Origin of the sequence: Nodosilinea nodulosa PCC 7104 (assembly GCF_000309385.1) — a bacterium.
Lineage (GTDB): Bacteria > Cyanobacteriota > Cyanobacteriia > Phormidesmidales > Phormidesmidaceae > Nodosilinea > Nodosilinea nodulosa.
On the sequence record NZ_JH976537.1, the window covers coordinates 3,937,283 to 3,953,385 of the forward strand.

The 16,103-nt window shown below is 60.2% G+C and carries 17 protein-coding genes; 9 read left to right on the forward strand and 8 right to left on the reverse strand.

The window, feature by feature from the left end:
• The first annotated feature begins 18 nt into the window (after positions 1-18).
• From LEPTO7104_RS34435 to LEPTO7104_RS0118195, 3 genes are all read left to right on the forward strand, one after another.
• Positions 19-1,428 carry a DEAD/DEAH box helicase gene (locus tag LEPTO7104_RS34435; RefSeq protein WP_017300013.1) on the forward strand — a complete coding sequence of 470 codons (1,410 nt, stop codon included), beginning with the start codon at positions 19-21 and terminating at the stop codon, positions 1,426-1,428.
• 177 nt (positions 1,429-1,605) lie between these two features.
• Positions 1,606-1,803 carry a hypothetical protein gene (locus tag LEPTO7104_RS0118190; protein WP_026072832.1) on the forward strand — a complete coding sequence of 66 codons (198 nt, stop codon included), beginning with the start codon at positions 1,606-1,608 and terminating at the stop codon, positions 1,801-1,803.
• 125 nt (positions 1,804-1,928) lie between these two features.
• Entirely contained in the window at positions 1,929-2,423 is a 495-nt protein-coding gene (locus LEPTO7104_RS0118195; protein WP_017300015.1) for a Tic20 family protein, read from the forward strand.
• On the opposite strand, the gene LEPTO7104_RS0118200 is transcribed toward LEPTO7104_RS0118195, so the two are convergent.
• A complete protein-coding gene (locus tag LEPTO7104_RS0118200; protein ID WP_017300016.1) occupies positions 2,420-3,196 on the reverse strand; it encodes a fumarylacetoacetate hydrolase family protein in 777 nt (258 codons plus the stop codon). The two genes, LEPTO7104_RS0118195 and LEPTO7104_RS0118200, sit on opposite strands and share 4 nt — an antisense overlap.
• A gap of 160 nt (positions 3,197-3,356) precedes the next feature.
• Here LEPTO7104_RS0118200 and rpsF point away from each other — a divergent pair, with 160 nt between their 5' ends.
• Positions 3,357-3,713, forward strand: a complete 357-nt coding sequence (gene rpsF, locus LEPTO7104_RS0118205; protein WP_017300017.1) for a 30S ribosomal protein S6 — start codon at positions 3,357-3,359, stop codon at positions 3,711-3,713.
• Between the two features lie 328 nt (positions 3,714-4,041).
• Complete coding sequence (locus LEPTO7104_RS0118210) at positions 4,042-4,587, forward strand: Npun_F5560 family protein (protein ID WP_340627217.1); 546 nt, start codon at positions 4,042-4,044, stop codon at positions 4,585-4,587.
• A gap of 244 nt (positions 4,588-4,831) precedes the next feature.
• On the opposite strand, the gene LEPTO7104_RS37140 is transcribed toward LEPTO7104_RS0118210, so the two are convergent.
• A complete protein-coding gene (locus LEPTO7104_RS37140) occupies positions 4,832-5,776 on the reverse strand; it encodes an S-layer homology domain-containing protein (protein WP_017300019.1) in 945 nt (314 codons plus the stop codon).
• Positions 5,777-6,013: 237 nt separating this feature from the next.
• Here LEPTO7104_RS37140 and LEPTO7104_RS0118220 point away from each other — a divergent pair, with 237 nt between their 5' ends.
• Positions 6,014-6,748, forward strand: a complete 735-nt coding sequence (locus LEPTO7104_RS0118220) for a hypothetical protein (RefSeq protein ID WP_155523686.1) — start codon at positions 6,014-6,016, stop codon at positions 6,746-6,748.
• A 15-nt stretch (positions 6,749-6,763) separates the two neighbouring features.
• On the opposite strand, the gene LEPTO7104_RS0118225 is transcribed toward LEPTO7104_RS0118220, so the two are convergent.
• The 3 genes from LEPTO7104_RS0118225 to LEPTO7104_RS0118235 form a co-directional block, all read right to left on the reverse strand.
• Positions 6,764-8,293, reverse strand: a complete 1,530-nt coding sequence (locus LEPTO7104_RS0118225) for an anthranilate synthase component I family protein (protein ID WP_017300021.1) — start codon at positions 8,291-8,293, stop codon at positions 6,764-6,766.
• 191 nt (positions 8,294-8,484) lie between these two features.
• Positions 8,485-8,913, reverse strand: a complete 429-nt coding sequence (psaD, locus tag LEPTO7104_RS0118230) for a photosystem I reaction center subunit II PsaD (RefSeq protein WP_017300022.1) — start codon at positions 8,911-8,913, stop codon at positions 8,485-8,487.
• Between the two features lie 111 nt (positions 8,914-9,024).
• The gene (locus LEPTO7104_RS0118235; RefSeq protein ID WP_017300023.1) at positions 9,025-9,834 is read right to left on the reverse strand and encodes a glucose 1-dehydrogenase; all 810 of its coding nucleotides are present in this window, start codon (positions 9,832-9,834) and stop codon (positions 9,025-9,027) included.
• 172 nt (positions 9,835-10,006) lie between these two features.
• On the opposite strand from LEPTO7104_RS0118235, the gene LEPTO7104_RS0118240 reads away from it, so the two are divergent.
• Together LEPTO7104_RS0118240 and LEPTO7104_RS0118245 are read left to right on the forward strand one after the other, a co-directional pair.
• Complete coding sequence (locus LEPTO7104_RS0118240) at positions 10,007-10,684, forward strand: potassium channel family protein (protein ID WP_017300024.1); 678 nt, start codon at positions 10,007-10,009, stop codon at positions 10,682-10,684.
• A gap of 175 nt (positions 10,685-10,859) precedes the next feature.
• Positions 10,860-11,225 carry a hypothetical protein gene (locus LEPTO7104_RS0118245; RefSeq protein WP_017300025.1) on the forward strand — a complete coding sequence of 122 codons (366 nt, stop codon included), beginning with the start codon at positions 10,860-10,862 and terminating at the stop codon, positions 11,223-11,225.
• Between the two features lie 26 nt (positions 11,226-11,251).
• Here LEPTO7104_RS0118245 and LEPTO7104_RS0118250 read toward each other — a convergent pair whose 3' ends face one another.
• Positions 11,252-12,889 (reverse strand): cation:proton antiporter, encoded by a 1,638-nt coding sequence (locus tag LEPTO7104_RS0118250; protein WP_017300026.1) that lies wholly within the window; start codon positions 12,887-12,889, stop codon positions 11,252-11,254.
• 302 nt (positions 12,890-13,191) lie between these two features.
• Between LEPTO7104_RS0118250 and LEPTO7104_RS0118255 the strand changes: the two genes are divergently transcribed.
• A complete protein-coding gene (locus tag LEPTO7104_RS0118255; protein ID WP_017300027.1) occupies positions 13,192-13,800 on the forward strand; it encodes a CPP1-like family protein in 609 nt (202 codons plus the stop codon).
• A 123-nt stretch (positions 13,801-13,923) separates the two neighbouring features.
• Here LEPTO7104_RS0118255 and LEPTO7104_RS0118260 read toward each other — a convergent pair whose 3' ends face one another.
• Complete coding sequence (locus LEPTO7104_RS0118260) at positions 13,924-15,024, reverse strand: 4-hydroxyphenylpyruvate dioxygenase family protein (protein ID WP_017300028.1); 1,101 nt, start codon at positions 15,022-15,024, stop codon at positions 13,924-13,926.
• A gap of 246 nt (positions 15,025-15,270) precedes the next feature.
• Positions 15,271-16,071 carry a hypothetical protein gene (locus LEPTO7104_RS0118265; protein ID WP_017300029.1) on the reverse strand — a complete coding sequence of 267 codons (801 nt, stop codon included), beginning with the start codon at positions 16,069-16,071 and terminating at the stop codon, positions 15,271-15,273.
• Between the last annotated feature and the right edge of the window lie 32 nt (positions 16,072-16,103).

Consider the following 16,103-nt stretch of genomic DNA (forward strand, 5'->3'; position numbering starts at 1 on the left):
CCGTCCCGAGGAACCACCATGACCTTATCGTTCACTAGCCTGGGGTTGTCTGCAGCCCGTGTCAGCCACCTAGAAAGCATGGGCTACGAAGAACCTACGGCCATTCAGGCGGAGGCCATTCCTCACCTGCTCTCGGGGCGCGATTTGATTGGCCAAGCCCAGACCGGCACCGGCAAAACCGCTGCCTTTGCGCTGCCAATTATGGAACAGGTCGATGCCAGCAACCCGGCGGTACAGGCCCTGATCCTGACTCCTACCCGCGAGCTGGCGATGCAGGTCTGCCAGGCCATGCGCGGCTTTCGCCTGAGCGGTCGCCCCAAGGTGCTGGCCCTCTACGGTGGTCAGTCCATTGAGCGGCAGCAGGAGCAGCTCAACCGGGGCACTCAAATTGTCGTGGGCACCCCCGGTCGCGTGCTCGACCTGCTCAACCGGGGCAGCCTGTCGCTGCAAAGTCTGGCCTGGCTTGTGCTCGACGAAGCCGATGAAATGCTCAACATGGGCTTTATTCAAGACGTTGAAAAAATTCTCAGCAAAGCCCCCGCCAATCGGCAGACAGCCTTCTTCTCAGCCACTATGGCCCCGGAGATTCGGGAGCTAACCACTAAGTTCCTCCATTCCCCGGTCACGGTAACGGTACAGTCTCCCAAGGCTTCTCCTAAGCAAATTCAGCAGGTGAGCTACATCGTGCCCCGGGGCTGGACCAAGGTGCGCGCGCTCCAGCCCATTCTGGAGCTAGAAGATCCCGAAACCGCGATTATTTTTGTGCGCACCCGCCGCACCGCAGGGGATCTCACCCGTCAGCTCCAGGCAGCAGGCTACAGCGTTGACGAGTACCACGGCGACCTGAGCCAGTCCCAGCGGGAGCGGCTGATGATGCGCTTCCGTCAGCAGCAGGTGAAGCTTGTGGTGGCTACCGATATCGCGGCCCGCGGCCTGCACGTAGACGACCTCACCCATGTGATCAACTTTGACATGCCCGATGCGATGGAGAGCTATGTGCACCGCATTGGCCGCACCGGGCGCGCAGGCAAAAACGGGGTCGCTATTTCCCTGGTAACTCCCCTGGAGAAATACAAGCTGCGACAGATTGAGCGCCATACCAAGCAGCCCATGACCCTGATGAAGATTCCCACTCGGGCTGAAATTGCGGCCCGCAATTTAGAGCGGTTGCGCAGCCAGGTGCGTGAGGCTATTACCAGCGAGCGCCTGGCGTCATTTTTGCCTATCGTGTCTCAGCTCAGCGAAGAGTACGATCTGCGCACCGTAGCAGCGGCAGCCCTGCAAATGGCCTACGACCAAACCGTACCGGCCTGGCAGCGCGAGCACCACAGCAGCGACTCAGACTCCTCTGAGCGGGGGGTGCCGTTGCCCAAAAAGCGCAAAGGGGCGGCGGCTGAATCCCGCGAGGTGAGCAAAGCCAAGGAGTAGTTCCGCTCCGCCATCAGAGCATGCCTGAGGAGCAATATTACCCTGGAGGCTATCTATAACGTGGGTGCTGACCGGTTGCGTTTGATTGCGTATGCCAGCACACAGCGGGTTTCCTGGGGCATCCTAAGATGAGGAGAAGATCAGGTTAACAACCCTGTCCCACGGGAGGTAACCGCAATGTTGGTAATAATGACCGATAGCCAACTCATCTCGCCTCAGGCGGTATGCTGTAACTGCTTGATGGCCGATCGCCACGGTCAGCCCCGCTGGCAGCAGGGGGTGCTGCGCTGTGGCCGTCAGGTGGTCAGTCTAGACCAGGCTCAGCCGGCCCAGTTTGAGTGCCAAATGGGGTTTCGAGTGGCCGATATTGGCTAAGGTGTGGGTCAGCTCCTTCGATTTCTTTGGGCCTAGCCGCTCCCTACCTCTGGCCAATCAACAAGTTACGATATGGTAAGGCTATGGCCCGGTATAGCCCTTAGCCTGTCGTCTGGAGAAACATTATGACCTGGAGCAGTTCCCCTAATCCCACTATTTTGGACCGCGTCTTGGCGGCCCTGCCCTACATTTTACCGATCACGGCCGGGCTGCCCTACGGTATTCAGCTGATCAGCCAGTTTCCGGTGTTTGGTTTTTTGCTGCTGCCCTTAGCGCCGCTCATCACCGCCTACGGCACCTTGGAAAGAACCATTCCGTTCTTTGGCCTGATTGTGTTTTTCGCGCTGATTTTGCTGGTGGTGCGCAATGAAAATATCAGTCGATTCATCCGCTTCAACACCATGCAGGCGATTTTGCTGAGCATTATTTTGGCGGTATTCAGCCTGATTTTGAGTCTGCTTGACCCCAGTGTGTTTGGGGCGCTGCTGTTTAGCACCCTCTCCAACGTGCTGTTTTTAGGCATGCTAATCTCGGTTGGCTATTCTTTAGTGCAGACTTTCCGCGGCCTGTACGCGGAGATTCCAACCATTTCAGAGGCTGTGCATATGCAGGTGCGCTAGGCCCGCAGCGCTACGCTGTTGTCGAGCATACCGATGCCTTCGATTTCGACCCTGATCCGATCGCCCACGGCGAGAGGGCCAACCCCGGCTGGGGTGCCAGTTAAAATCACATCCCCTGGCAGCAGGGTCATGATCTCGCTGACATAGGCCACCAGGTAGTCGGGGCTGTAGGTCATTTCATCGATGGCGGCCGACTGCACTGGCGTATCCTGATCGTTGAGAAAGGTTTGGAGCCTGGCTCCAGGACTGAGTTCGCGCACAATCCAAGGCCCTAGGGGGCAAAAGGTATCGAAGCCCTTGGCGCGGGTCCACTGGCCGTCGCGCCTTTGCAGGTCGCGGGCGGTGACATCGTTTGCGATGGTGTAGCCCCAAATTTTGGCGCGGGCTTCTTCGGCGGGCACGTGGGCGCAGCGATCGCCGATAACCACGGCCAGTTCGCCTTCATAGTCCACCTGGGTGGCCTGGCTGGGATAGTAAATGGGCGCCCCAGCCGCCGTCACTGCGGTGGAAGGCTTGATGAACAGCAGCGGTTCAGGCGGGGTTTCAGTGCCCATTTCGGCGGCGTGGTCCGAGTAATTTTTGCCTACGGCGACCACCTTAGAGGGGGCGCAGGGGGCCAGCAGGTCATAGCTGCCGGGCAGTAGCTCGGCCTCGGTGGGCTGTCCCTGGAGCCAGGGGGGCGCGTCGAGCACCTGCACACTGCGGTCGGGCCGCAGCAGCCCATAGTGCAGCTGCCCGGTTTGAGATTGAACCCTAACGTAGCGTTGCGCCATAATTTTCTAACTCTAGGCCTGCTAATTCTTGGTATGATTGTAGATCCTTGTCTTTGCGCCAATACCTGAGGCTTGGGTAAGGCCTGGTGGCGATCGCCGCAGGACTTACTTTATGCCTATTTTTGGCTGCTAAAGGCCACTATGTCCACAAGGAGTTTTCATGAGAGCTTACATGTACGAAACGATGTACATCCTGCGGCCCGACCTCAACGACGAGGCCATTGACGGCACTATTGGCAAATACCAGACTATGCTCAAGGACCAGGGCGCCTCTATTCTAGAAACCCAGCACCGGGGTAAGCGTCGCCTGGCCTACGAAATCGATCGCCACCGCGAAGGCATTTACATTCAAATGAACTACACCGGGCCTGGTGCCGCGATCGCGCCCCTGGAGCGGGCCATGCGCCTGAGTGAGGAAGTTATTCGCTTTTTGACCGTCAAACAAGAGTCTGACGAGCCGCTACCCGCCGAGGTGGACGAACCGGTGGAAGCAACCGCTGCCAGCGAAGAAGAGTAGGGTTCAGCAATGACTCAGCCAGTGCCGCTGGTCTGCCTGCCCTCAAGGGTGGCACAGACCAGCGGCATTTGTTTGTTCAACTCCGACCATTTAGCCCTACTTCCAAACTTTGGTGTGCCGATTTCTCTGGCAGATGCTATAAATTAGCAGCAACTTACCTACCCTGATTCAGAAATTGCCCAGCCGGATCCCCACGATTCAACCAAAACCGCTATTGAATCGAGTTAAGGGCATGGCCCGTCGCTGAGGCGGAGCATAGCTGAGATAGGGTAGTTCAGGCTTTGGGGCATCGAATTAGTAGGTTAATTGTTGGTGTGGGAGTAGTCTTGTGGCGCAGTCTTCATATACAGACATGAACGAGCACCAAGCTGAAATTGCCCGGCTTGAGTCTGAGTTAGCCATCCGTGACCAGCTGGTGCAGCAGCTATCTCAGGAATTGTTTCGGCTGGTCAAAGGCAATGCTGGGTTCGTGCCCAGCCCGGAGATATCTGAACAGCATCAGGCCGAAATGACCGCCCTGCGCGACCAGCTGCGCGGAGTTGAAAAGCAGATTGACTTTTACCAGGGGCAAATCGAGGACCGCGACAGCGAGGTCTTGCAGCTGCGGCAAACTGTGCAGGAGCTGACCGATCGCACCCGCATGCTGGAGCAAGTGGTTCAGGAGCTGCCTACGGTTTACCGACAAAAGTTCGCCGATCGCATGGCCGCCGTGAAGCAGCGGGTGGCCGAAATTCAGCGCGAAAATCGCCAGCTTCAGGCCGAACTCCAGAGCGTCAGCTATCGCTTGGCCATGCGCACTCGCCGCAGCCAGCGCCTAGAGCTGCCCACCCTGGAGCAGGAGGGCCTAGATGGTATTTCTCTCCCCTCCTTCTGAGATTGATGGGCCTGATACTCGAAGACTGAAACATTTCCACCGTTCTGGCGCGCTTAGCTCCCCTGCTCCCAGCTTGCAGAAATAGCCCCCAAACCTCCGCCTCAGAGTACTAGGTTGGAGTGACTTGAGCTTGATTGCCCTGGGGTTAAACGGGTTGGGATGAAATGGGCCGAGCTTGCCTGGGTAGCCTGACGGTGTTCCCTTGGCTCCAGCCCGCCCCCTGCCAACTGAGATTCAGCAAAATTCAGGGATTCGCCTGGGGCAGCTCTACTACGTAGGGAAAGGGCACATCTTTGAGGGTGCCGGTGTAGACCAGCGCTCGATGCAGCATAGCGGCCACCTCTGCCCGGCTGGCGGGGCGGTTGGGGGAGAGCTGACTCAAATTGGGGTAGTCGACGACTAAACCCGCCTCCGTAGCCGCGACCAGTGGGCGAATGGCCCACGGAGGCACCTGACTTTGGTCGCGGTAGCCTTTGAGCACGACCGCTGGGCTGCTGCTCGATTTCAGCATTAGCCCGCTGGCCAGGGCGACTATGACGTCAATCCGGCTAACGGACTGGTCGGGCAGAAAGGTCGCGTCGGGATAGCCGCTGAGAAACCCCATCTGCATCGACCGCTGCACACCGCCATAGGCCCAGTGGTCGACGGCGACATCTCTGTATATTTTTGCCGCTGGCAGCCGCGATCGCTCAAACGAGAGTGTAAACAGGCGGGCGAGCTGCACGGCAAACTCGGCGCGAGTCATCGGCGCATCGGGCCGAAAAGCACCGTCTGGAAACCCTGCGACTAGATTGCGCTGGGCCAGATCGGCCAGCAGGGGCCAGGCCCAGTAGTCACTGTCGAGGTCAGTAAAGGTGGGCTGGATCGTCGCTGGCGGCAGCTCGGGCCAGGCCTGCTGAGGCGGCAGCGGCAGCGGCAGAACTGGCGGTGGCACCACTAGCAGCTGCGGCTGACGGCGACCAGCTAGAGGGTTGAGGCCCCTAGCCCAGGGCAGGGCAGGCCTGGTGGGGGAGGTCACCGAGACTAGGGCAAACCCGGCCTCGGGGGAATGTTTGCTAGTCCAGGCCAGCAGAGCCAGGCTGGCTGCGATCGCCAGCCCGCCAGCCGGTATCAGCTGACGCAGCCGGGTGCTGGGCACTGCTCGGGCCAGGCGCCTAAACCGAGGCAGGGGGCGAAATAGCTGAGGCATTGGGGCAGAGGACGGCTACTGCTACACTGAGACGGGTATAAAAGCGGGTGGTTGGTCAAAATATTGACTGGGCATGCCCATTATGATAGTTCTTGCCTAAGGTTTAGACCGTTTTGGGACTTCATTTAGGTCGGGTTATTGTCCTTCCAGCTGTGGCTATGTCCTGGCCCTGCATCGGCAGCCTGAGCGTCTGTAGGTGGCGCATCATATCAAAACACCCAGCGGATTTTAGGGGTAATGGTTAAGGGGAAGCAAAAGAGACTAGTGGCGATCGCGGCAGCGACATCCCTGCTTGGTTTGGTGGCCGTTGGCACCTATGGCCAGCGTTCCGTAGGCGTTGCCCAGGCAACCCACGGTCAGGTTTTGGCTCCAGTCGCGGGGCGATCGTCTTACTACGTTTCCAAGGCCGCTGCCCTGCTCAATGGCGTGCTCGTTCCGCTTAGGTCTTTGCGGGTCATGCAGCGGGCCATTGCCCTGGCCCCTGGGGCCGACATCGAGGCAGCCCCCACCCTGGCCCTGCTGGCGGCCCCCCTGCAAACGACCGGCCTCGGTCCCGTGCGCATTGGCATGGACCTAAACGATTTGGAGTCGGCGGGGCTTACCCCGGTCCCCATTGCCGAGGCCAGCAACGGCCAGTGTCGGTACTATCGCATTCAAGACTACGGCGAACCTATCGGGCTAATGGCCATTGACGACAAGGTGCTGCGCGTCGATATCTGGCCGGGCAGCCTCACAACCACCCGCAGCGGCATCGGCATTGGTTCGAGCGAGCAGGACTTAGTCCGGGTCTATGGCAAACGGCTAGAGGCTACCACCAACCCCACCACCCTGGGCAAAACGGTAACCTTCACGCCCCAGGATCCCGGCGAGGATATCTATCGCCTTGTGTTTGAGACCGATGACAAGGGCCGAGTCACGCAGTTTCGCGCTGGCCAGTTTCCCTCCGTGACCTGGGCCGAGGGCTGCTTTTAACTGGCGGAGCTAAAGCTAATCTAGGCACCGAATGGCTTCTAGCATTCCCCGGGCCTTGTTGAGGGTTTCCTGGTATTCCAGCTCGGGCACGGAGTCGGCTACGAGGCCGGCCCCAGCCTGTACCGCAACGCTGTGACCGCCCTCGGGTAGCGCCTGGACCACCATGGTGCGAATGGTAATGGCCGTGTTGAGCTGGCCCTCAAAGTCGTAGTAGCCGTAGACGCCAGAGTAGGGGCCGCGGCGGCAGGGTTCCAGGTCGTGGATGATCTGCATGGCGCGAATCTTGGGAGCCCCGCTGACAGTGCCCGCCGGGAAGCAGGCCTTGAGTAAATCCCAGGCAGTTTTGCTGGGGCTGAGGTGGCCCACTACGTTGCTCACAATGTGCATGACGTGGGAGTAGCGCTCGATCACCATGAGCTCGTCTACCTGCACGGTGCCGCTGAGGCAGACTCGGCCCAGGTCGTTGCGGCCCAGGTCCACCAGCATGACGTGCTCGGCCCGCTCCTTGGGGTCAGCCAGCAGATCGTGCTCGTAGGCGATATCTTCAGCGGCGGTTTTTCCCCGGGGGCGGGTGCCCGCGATGGGGCGCACGGTGGCAACGCGGGGCTGGTCTGGGTCGTCAGCCAGGGTGGCCTTAACCATCACCTCAGGGCTGGAGCCAATGAGCTGCCAGTCGTAGAAGTTGAAGTAGGCCATGTAGGGGGAGGGGTTAATCTGCCGCAGCGATCGGTACAGATCGAAGGGGTCGCCCTGGTAGGTGGTGCTCAATCGCTGGGAGATGACCACCTGGAAGATATCTCCCGCCTGGATGTGGGCCTTGGCTCGCTCAACGCTGGCGCAGAATTCAGCGGGGGTGCGGTTGCTGGTGTAGGCCACCGGGGCGGCCTCGCCGTAGGGCGGGTGCCAGGGCAGGGTGGACTGAGTTGAGGCTAGGGGCAGGGTGAGCTTGTGGAGCATCTGCCGGACGCGATCGCAGGCTCCGTCGTAAGCCGCCCGCAAATCTGTATCCGGGTCTCGCAGGTCGGCGTAGGCCACCGCCCATATCTTGCGCTGCACCTGATCGAAGATCAGCAGGCTGTCCACCTGCATCCAGAGGCCATCGGGTAAATCGCTGTCGCCCAGGGGATAGATGGGCACCGTTGGCTCGATCCAGCGGATTAGCTCGTAGCCCCAGAAGCCAAATAGGCCGCCAATACCCGGCGGCAGGGTTGGCAGCTTGACCGGCCGATAGGGGGCGAGGCAGTCGGACAGGGTGTCGAAGGGGTTGCCCCCGTGCTCAATCACGGCGCCATCGCGGTGGGTTTGGGTTGAGCGATCGCCTCGGCTTTCCAGCACCCACAGGGGGTCACAGCCCAGAAAACTGTAGCGGCCCAGAGTTTCGCCGCCCTCCACCGACTCCAGCAAAAAGCTGTAGGGCTGCCCGGCACACACCTTGTACCAGGCCGATACAGGGGTGTCTAGATCGGCCAGCCACTCTTGGTAAACCGGCACGAAGTTGCCCTGGGCGGCACAGGCTTGAAACTGGTCAAAGGCAGGAAAAATCATGGCACTTATTCTACTGCCCCAGCCGGGGCACGGGTAACACACCCTAGATAGCAAAAGGGGCATAGCCTAGGCTACGCCCCCCACAACACAACAGTCACATCAAAATTGGCACAGTCAATCAGCGTTTGGCAATCAGCGTTTGGCTATATTTAGCCCCGGGCTTCAGAGGTCTGAAACCGGCGGAGCAACGCCTACACTTCGTAGGTAGCCTTGCCGCTAAATTTAATGGTGGCCGGATCGGGGTTAGCCCCAATGTTGCGGGCTACGCTGTTCACGGGCCCACGACCTTCATTTACTTTCTCGGGGAAAACGCCATCTGCGGGGTGCAGGTACTGGGTTTCACCGCTGGGATAGACGCGATAGACCTTGTAATCGTCGATTCTGGGCTTAAACTTAGTGCGCAGCTGGGTACCCAGGGCCAGGCACTGCTCTTTGCGGGCCAGATAAAGGAGGTTTTCCCCTTCATTCATGAAGGCCGCACCACCGGTCGGCATTTCAAAAACCTGCTTCTTGGGGCTGGTCCAGGTAATGGCGTACTTTTCTTCGACCTGGGCTTTGGTGAGGAGACCGCCGGTGCTGCCTCCAAAAATAGGTGTTTGACCTGTCAGCGTTTCAGTCATGAAGTCCTATCTCTCAACCACTTAATGGGCGTTTGATGGGCATCGTATCATCGCGAGCGCAGGGGGTAATACCGATTGTTGAGGAAGTGTAACAGTTCTTCAGGTAAGGCTCTAGGCCGACCAGGCTTCGCGGAAGTCGGCATAGAGCGTCAGCCCGCCGTCGATGTAGAGGGTTTGCCCGGTGATGTAGGCGGCTTCGTCGGAGGCCAAAAACGCCACGGCGGCGGCCATTTCTTCGCTGGTGCCGGCCCGGCCCATGGGAATGTGGCTCTCCACCTCGGCGCGTTTGGCGGGGTCATCGGTCCACTCGTCGTTGATGGGGGTGACGGTGGCCCCTGGGCCGATGCCGTTCACTCGAATGCCCTGGGCGGCGTACTCCAGGGCCAGGGTGCGGGTCATGTTGCCCATGCCCCCTTTGCTGATGGAGTAGCTCAGGTACTGGGGGCGCGGGATGATTTCGTGAACGCTGGAAATATTGATGATGCTGCCGGGACGGCCCGAAGCCAGAAAGTGCTGGATTGTTTCGCGGGCGCACAGGTAGGCGCCGCGCAGGTTGACCCCCAGCACCTTGTCAAAGCTCTCGATGTCGATCGCATCGGAGGGGCTGGCCGATTGAACCCCGGCGTTGTTGATTAAAATATCGAGCTGGCCAAAGCGGTCGATGGTTTTTTTCACCAGGGCGATCGCATCGTCCTCCCGAGCCACATTTCCCTGCACCAGCAGCGTCTTGACACCGCATTTTTCCATGTCTTGGCACGCCTGCTCCATGGCCTGGTGGCGGGTAGCTTCGGCCCCATTGCTGTCGCTGTGGTAGTTGATCACCACATTGCAGCCCTCTTCGGCCAGGCGAATGGCGATCGCCTGGCCAATGCCCGAGGAAGCCCCGGTTACGAGGGCGGTTTTGCCGGTCAGTCCTTTCATGGCAGGCTCCGTGGGTTAGTCGTGGGTGGGGTGTAGCTTCCCCTGATCTCGGGTGAGCATACTAAAGGCTGAAACTTTGGTATATCCCTCTAGGGAGTTATTTCTGCTTAAGGCCGCTTGAGTGCGATCGCTGCTGTCATCCGTTTCCCCATCCGTTAAGGAGTCTTTGCGCATGTACGTTCTGATCGGCGGTGCTGGCATGCTGGGCCTGGAGCTGGCCAAAACGCTGCTCGGGGAAGGGCACACCGTGGCGGTGGTCGATACCGACCCGCTGGCCTGCCAGTATGCCCGCGAAAAAATTGGCGTGATGGCCTTTGAGGGCAGCGCTGTGAATACGACTACGCTGCTGGAGGCGGGGGTTCGCAAGGCCGATGCCGTGATTGCGGCCCTGCCTGAGGACGCCCTTAACCTGGCGATCGTGACCCTCTCTAAGCACTACGGGGTGCCCCAGACGGTGGTGCGCATGAGCGATCGCGACTTTGCCGAACCCTACCATCTGGCCGGGGCCACCCACACCATCAGCACCACCGAACTGACCATCAACCGCATGGTCAGCGCCATTGAGTACCCCCAGGTGGAGGCCATGATGCACTTCGAGCAGGGGCAGGTGGAGGTGCTCAAACTGCCGATTCCGCAGCAGTGCACCATTGTGGGCCGCTCGGTGGCCGAAATTGCCCAGGATTCTCGGTTTCCGGCGGGAACCCTGATCATTGGCTATCAGGCCCACCCCCAGGAAGATTTGACCATCCCCAACGGCAGCACCGTGCTGGAGAGCGGCTCAACCATCCTGGCGGTGACCAAGCCGGGACTGGTGCGAAAAATGCTCGATTTTATGGGGCTTTGCTCCTAACGGGGTGAGAGAAGGAGGGTTTTGGTAGCGATCGCTACCTGAATCCCCAAGGCTCCAGATTCCTCAACGAGTCTTAACGGAACTGGGGCGATCGCCTGGTACTGGCTTCAAGCAGATTCGCCATGATGGGCTTGGAGTACACCACACAGCCGCCCCGGCGGTCCTGTAGATTGCGATGAAAATTAAGTCGATTGACTGCCCCCACTGCGACGAACGGTTCGAATGGTTTGATCCAGACGTAGGGTCCAAGGATCTTAGCACCCTGATCGGCAGCCTGGGCGGCGGCTGGGCTGCCCAGGCTCTGGCTCGCGGCATGGGTATCGCCCTAGGCGGGGGCTGGCCCGGTATTCTGCTGGGCGTTCTGCTGGGCGGGCTACTGGGACGCTGGTTTGGACGGCTGTTTGAATCCGATCCGATGCCCTGCCCCCGCTGCTGCCTCCAGACCCATCCGCCGCAGCCCAGCCCCCAGACTCCTCAGGCCAGGGCTGAACTGCGGTCTGTGGGTTGCCCAGGCCGGGTTTCTGGCCAGGTTTCTGGGTAATACTCAACCCAACCGCTCCAGGCCGGTTAGTCATCCTTCAGGGTTAGCAGTTTTTCGTTGAGCGCCCTGACATAGGCCTGGCTGGTTTCCTCAGACAGCAGCCCTTTGCGGAGAGCGTCGTTGACGGCGCCTTTCTCGGCCAGATAAAGGCGGCGGCGCAGGCTATCGAGGTAGCTCTGATCCTCAAGGTGGGTCTGATCCTCAAGATTGCGCCGATTGTAGAAGTCGCGCAGGTCGCGGTCGGCGGTGGCAATTTGGGCCTGGTAGGCGGCGAACAGCTCTTCGTAGAGGTTTTTGGGCAGGCTGCCCGACTGCAGCAGGTTGGCCAGTTCTTGCTGGGCGGCTTTGGCCGCAATCAGGTTAAGCTGGAGCGCCTCAAGGCGCTGTTTTGTAATTGAGGGAACGGTCAGCCGCAGCCGCTTGACCAGCCCGGGCAGGCTCAACCCCTGTCCCACCAGCGACACCAGTACAGTGCTGAACACCAGGGCGATGACCTGCGATCGCCCCGGCAGCCCGGGGGGCAGACTCAGCGCCAGCGCCATCGATAGCGATCCCTTGACATTGCCTAAAATCAGCACGTGCTGCCAGCGCAGGGGCAGCGGGCGATCGAAAAAGCTGAGCAGGTACAGCAGGGGATAGGTAGTCAGAATGCGGCCCACCTGGTAGGCCAGCACCGCAAACAGCGCCGCCGGAATGGTTTGCAGCAGTACCCCTGGGTCGACTTCGATGCCCACCAGCAAAAAGATAAAGGTGTTGACCCCAAAGCCCGCATACTCCCAAAAATTGAGCAGCGTGACCTTTGTCGAGGCCGAGGTCTGGCGAAAGCCCAGTTCACCAATCACCAGCCCGGCGACTACGACGGCGATCGCGCTCGATACCCCCAGCCCCTGGCCAATCTGAAAGGTTCCCAGCGACACCGCCACCGTCAGCAAAATATTGCTCAGCGCATCGTCGAGCTGCTGAAACAGGCCCACGCACAGGTAACCCAATCCCAGTCCCAACAGCCCACCGCCCACGAAAGCAATCACGATCTGCTGAAGCCCCTGCCAGACCGTAAACGATCCCTGGAGGTAAATGGTGGTAATCATCCCCAGCAGCACCAGGGCGGTGCCGTCGTTAAACAGGCTTTCGCCCTGCACAATGGTGGCCAATCGAGGGGGCACCGGCACCGTCCGGAAGGCCGCGATCACCGACACCGTGTCGGTAATGGTCAAAATCACCCCGATCGCAGCGGCGGTAATGATGGCCAGCCCCAGACCCCACCACAGCAGAGCGGCCGTAATGACGGCTGCCAGCAGCACCCCTGGCCCGGCAATGAGCGCGATCGGCTTAATCGTGCTGCGCAGCCGACTGATGTCAGTATTGATGGCGGCCTCAAAGATCAAAATAGGCAGAAACAGGTTCAGAATCACCTCTGGGTTGAGGCCCACGGACTCGGGCAGCAGCGATTTGGTAATCGTCAGCCCGGCCAGCACCAGCCCCACCACGTAGGGAATACGCAGCCGCCGGGTGACTAGCGCCACCACCGTGGCCACCAGCAGCAGCACAATCAGCGTGTTGACCAGCCCAGTTACCTCGCTGCCAGCGGCGACTGGCGCTGGCAGCCCATCGGTTTCTAGAATGGCCTGGGCCAGCCAGCCCGGCAGCGTTGAGGGTATACCCATGGGGCCAAACGACCGCTAAAACTATCCCCTATCCTAGGGGGTGACGCCGGCCCCGACGTGACGCAAACAAAAATTGCGCACTTCCTGTCCTACCTTTGCCCGCGGCGTAAGATGGGCCAAGGGTTAACCGCGGGAAGTGTTCCCTATTTACGGGGTGGCTGGTTACACTGGGTTTAGACAGATGCCTTCTGGCCGAAGATTCTTGATTGAGAGCAACTGCCAGGGGCGCTTGATCAGGGTCCGTTGATCGGCTGAAATTAGCTATTGTTGTTAAGTCGTCTGGGGGCTGTGGGGTTTTGCAGATGAGCGACCAAAATTCGTACGAACTGTTAGGGCTGACCGAAGCCTCAACTTTTGAAGAAATCCAGGCGGCCCGCGATCGCATGGTCGATCAGTATGCCGAAGAACCCAAACGACAGGCCGCCGTCGAAGCCGCCTACGACGCCATTTTGATGGAGCGGCTGCGGCTGCGGCAGGAGGGCAAAATCAAGGTGCCCGATCGCATTCGCTTTGCCGAAAACGCCCCCGAGCCATCCCCCGCCGCCAAGTCAACCCCCAGCCTGCCCCGGCCCGACTGGCTCAGCGGCCTGGTAGACAACCCCAGCCGCGACGACATTCTCTGGCCTGCCGTCATTTATGGCGGGTTGGCTGTGCTGGGCTTTGCGGCGCCCTCGCTGGCGCTGGCCGTGGCCATTGGGGCCGCGATTTACTTTCTCAACCGCAAAGAAAACAAGTTCTGGCGATCGGTGCTGCTCACCATTGGCGGGCTGGCGGTGGGCCTGGCCCTGGGCCTGACCGTGGGCCAGCTGCTGATTCCCCAGGGGGCACAGTTTGCCTGGGCCAGCCCCGACGCCGTTGCGGCAGCGGTGACCTGCGTATCGCTGTGGACAGTTACCAGCTTTCTCCGCTAGCGCCCCAGCGGCCCGGCTGCGCGATCCAGCCACAGCTAAAGGTTTCCGCTGCGGCACAGTTCTGGGCACAAAACTGGCTGCCCTTTCTCTGCCTTTAACCCCCTCATCGGCGCGGCGGCCCGCCTAGGCTAGGCTGCCGCGCTTCATTTGCTCGCGCTCAATCGCCTCAAACAGGGCCTGAAAGTTGCGTTCGCCAAATCCCTGGGCCTGCACATCTTTTTCCTTAACCTGCACCACCTGACGCTGAATTAGCTCGAAGAAAATTGTCGGGATACTGAGCAGCGGCTGGGTAAAGGTTTGCAGCAGCCGCGCCTGGGGCAGGTGGGGTTCCCAGTCCACCAAGATCTGGAGCTGGGCGATGGCCGCCTCGCGCTGGCAAAGTCGCTCTGACGACCCATTGATCTGATAGCCGGGCCGCTGGCGCAGGGCCTCGTAATAGCTCGGCGGCACTGGCAGAAACTTTACCCCTCCGGCCCGCAATCGCCCGACGGTATGCACGATGTCTTCGGTGTGCAGAGCCACGTGCTGAATGCCGCCGCCTCGGTTGTAGTCGAGAAATTCCTGCACCTGAGAGTTGGCTGTAGCAGGCTCGTTAATGGGCAGCTGGGCGCTGCCCTGGGGATGGGCCAGCACCTGGCTGCGCAGGCCCGATCGCGGCGTATCGATAGTAAACCGCTGGCGAGGCTGGAAGCCCAGCTGGCTGGCATACCAGGCGATCGCCTGGGACAGCTCACCCGTGGGCACGTTGACCACGGCGTGGTCAATGGCGGTGATCAAAACGCCCCCAGACCCAGCGGTGCTGCAATCACCGGGGGCTATGCCAGGCACCCAGTTTTCCGGCTGCCACGACTCTAGCAGGGTGTGGCTGAGCGATCCCCAGCCTCGAATTTTGCCCCATCGCCCCCGCCCCCACGGATCGACCTGGGGGGGCTGCACCACCACGCCCCCGGCGGATGCCACCTGCCCTAGGGTCTGCTCCAGGTCAATCACCCGCAGTGCCACGTCGCCAATTCCCGGTGGATGGTGCTGGAGGTAATCGCCCACAATATCGGGTGCCGCTACAATCAGCAGCGGCACCCGGCCCACGTACACTAGCGCCAACCGGTCAGAGGGTTGCCCGTTGCCGACCTCTGGTCCGGCCCAAACGCCTCCCCAGTGCTTAACAAATCGGTCGCGCCAGGGAGCTACCGCATCCACGTAAAAACTCAGATGATTGAATTCCATAGGGCTGCGTCACCGTGCTGATCTCGCTGCTATTGGACCACAAACTACACCCCTAAAGCCCTATCTCTGTGAAGATTTTCGTTTAGAAACAAAGATCGGCCCTGCGCAGCCACAACAAAATCCGCTGCGTCCTCAACCTAATAGCTGTGGCCAGTCTGGTTAAGACATGTTTCCTATAAACGTTCAAACGTTTGAACGTTCATAGGGTTTCTGGATATCCTGACCAACGTGACTATGGCTATATTTTTACCCGGCTGCATTGCCAGCTACGGCGACGACCTGGTCTTGGTTCTCAGCCGTGTAGCTGTTGGGGGGGTAGCGGTCGAGGTGGCGGAACAGGGCGATCGGCTTTTGCACGCGGCAGGAGTAAAACTCCACAACCACCTCGGCATCCTGGCGCAGCACCACCTTAGGGGAAAAGTCCTCGGGAATTTTGGTGCGCCACTGCCACGGAATCTGCTGGGGCGGGGCCGCCACAAAGCGGTGATGCATCCAGCGGGCGTAGCGGCCAAAGCGGCCAAACTCTCGCACTTCGCGAGTAAAAATCGAGGCGGCTAGAAATGAGGCCAGCGAGCCGTCTCCTTCAAGGCCGGCCATCAGATTGGGCAGGGCGCCCATGGGGTTGGGTATTTGGTCGGCGGCGGTCACTTTGCCAATCGCTTCGTCTAGATATTCTGTGGTGCTGAGCAGTGCTGGCAGGGCCACCGTGGCCCCCATGCCGCCGTTGGCATCCTGCCGCAGGTAGGTGACGAGACGAATGCCGGGCCGCATCCACAGCCCAGGCAGCTTGGTTAACGCATTGGCGGGATCAAGGGTGCTCACAAACCAGCGTCCCTCGACGTTGGGGGCAGGCACATTGTCCTCGGGCATGTCTCCCACCCGAAACAGGTCCCCTAGGGCATTCAGCGAGTCAGGCATGGGGCCATCCTCGTCATCCTGGGGGCTGGTCTGTCCCGGCTTCTGCTCGTGGGGGGGTAGCACCAGAGTTTCGCGAATAAACTGGCTAACCTTTTGAACTGTGGCTAACGGATATCTTTGAAACGACATGTATCACCGGGGCGGTGGCTAGGGAATAGGGG

What these genes read in the sequence shown, in the direction of transcription:
- LEPTO7104_RS34435 (WP_017300013.1), top strand. Translation starts at nt 19, where the DNA reads ATGACCTTATCGTTCACTAGCCTGGGGTTGTCTGCAGCCCGTGTCAGC.
- LEPTO7104_RS0118190 (WP_026072832.1), top strand. Translation starts at nt 1,606, where the DNA reads ATGTTGGTAATAATGACCGATAGCCAACTCATCTCGCCTCAGGCGGTA.
- LEPTO7104_RS0118195 (WP_017300015.1), top strand. Translation starts at nt 1,929, where the DNA reads ATGACCTGGAGCAGTTCCCCTAATCCCACTATTTTGGACCGCGTCTTG.
- LEPTO7104_RS0118200 (WP_017300016.1), bottom strand. Translation starts at nt 3,196, where the DNA reads ATGGCGCAACGCTACGTTAGGGTTCAATCTCAAACCGGGCAGCTGCAC.
- rpsF (WP_017300017.1), top strand. Translation starts at nt 3,357, where the DNA reads ATGAGAGCTTACATGTACGAAACGATGTACATCCTGCGGCCCGACCTC.
- LEPTO7104_RS37140 (WP_017300019.1), bottom strand. Translation starts at nt 5,776, where the DNA reads ATGCCTCAGCTATTTCGCCCCCTGCCTCGGTTTAGGCGCCTGGCCCGA.
- LEPTO7104_RS0118220 (WP_155523686.1), top strand. Translation starts at nt 6,014, where the DNA reads ATGGTTAAGGGGAAGCAAAAGAGACTAGTGGCGATCGCGGCAGCGACA.
- LEPTO7104_RS0118225 (WP_017300021.1), bottom strand. Translation starts at nt 8,293, where the DNA reads ATGATTTTTCCTGCCTTTGACCAGTTTCAAGCCTGTGCCGCCCAGGGC.
- psaD (WP_017300022.1), bottom strand. Translation starts at nt 8,913, where the DNA reads ATGACTGAAACGCTGACAGGTCAAACACCTATTTTTGGAGGCAGCACC.
- LEPTO7104_RS0118235 (WP_017300023.1), bottom strand. Translation starts at nt 9,834, where the DNA reads ATGAAAGGACTGACCGGCAAAACCGCCCTCGTAACCGGGGCTTCCTCG.
- LEPTO7104_RS0118240 (WP_017300024.1), top strand. Translation starts at nt 10,007, where the DNA reads ATGTACGTTCTGATCGGCGGTGCTGGCATGCTGGGCCTGGAGCTGGCC.
- LEPTO7104_RS0118245 (WP_017300025.1), top strand. Translation starts at nt 10,860, where the DNA reads ATGAAAATTAAGTCGATTGACTGCCCCCACTGCGACGAACGGTTCGAA.
- LEPTO7104_RS0118250 (WP_017300026.1), bottom strand. Translation starts at nt 12,889, where the DNA reads ATGGGTATACCCTCAACGCTGCCGGGCTGGCTGGCCCAGGCCATTCTA.
- LEPTO7104_RS0118255 (WP_017300027.1), top strand. Translation starts at nt 13,192, where the DNA reads ATGAGCGACCAAAATTCGTACGAACTGTTAGGGCTGACCGAAGCCTCA.
- LEPTO7104_RS0118260 (WP_017300028.1), bottom strand. Translation starts at nt 15,024, where the DNA reads ATGGAATTCAATCATCTGAGTTTTTACGTGGATGCGGTAGCTCCCTGG.
- LEPTO7104_RS0118265 (WP_017300029.1), bottom strand. Translation starts at nt 16,071, where the DNA reads ATGTCGTTTCAAAGATATCCGTTAGCCACAGTTCAAAAGGTTAGCCAG.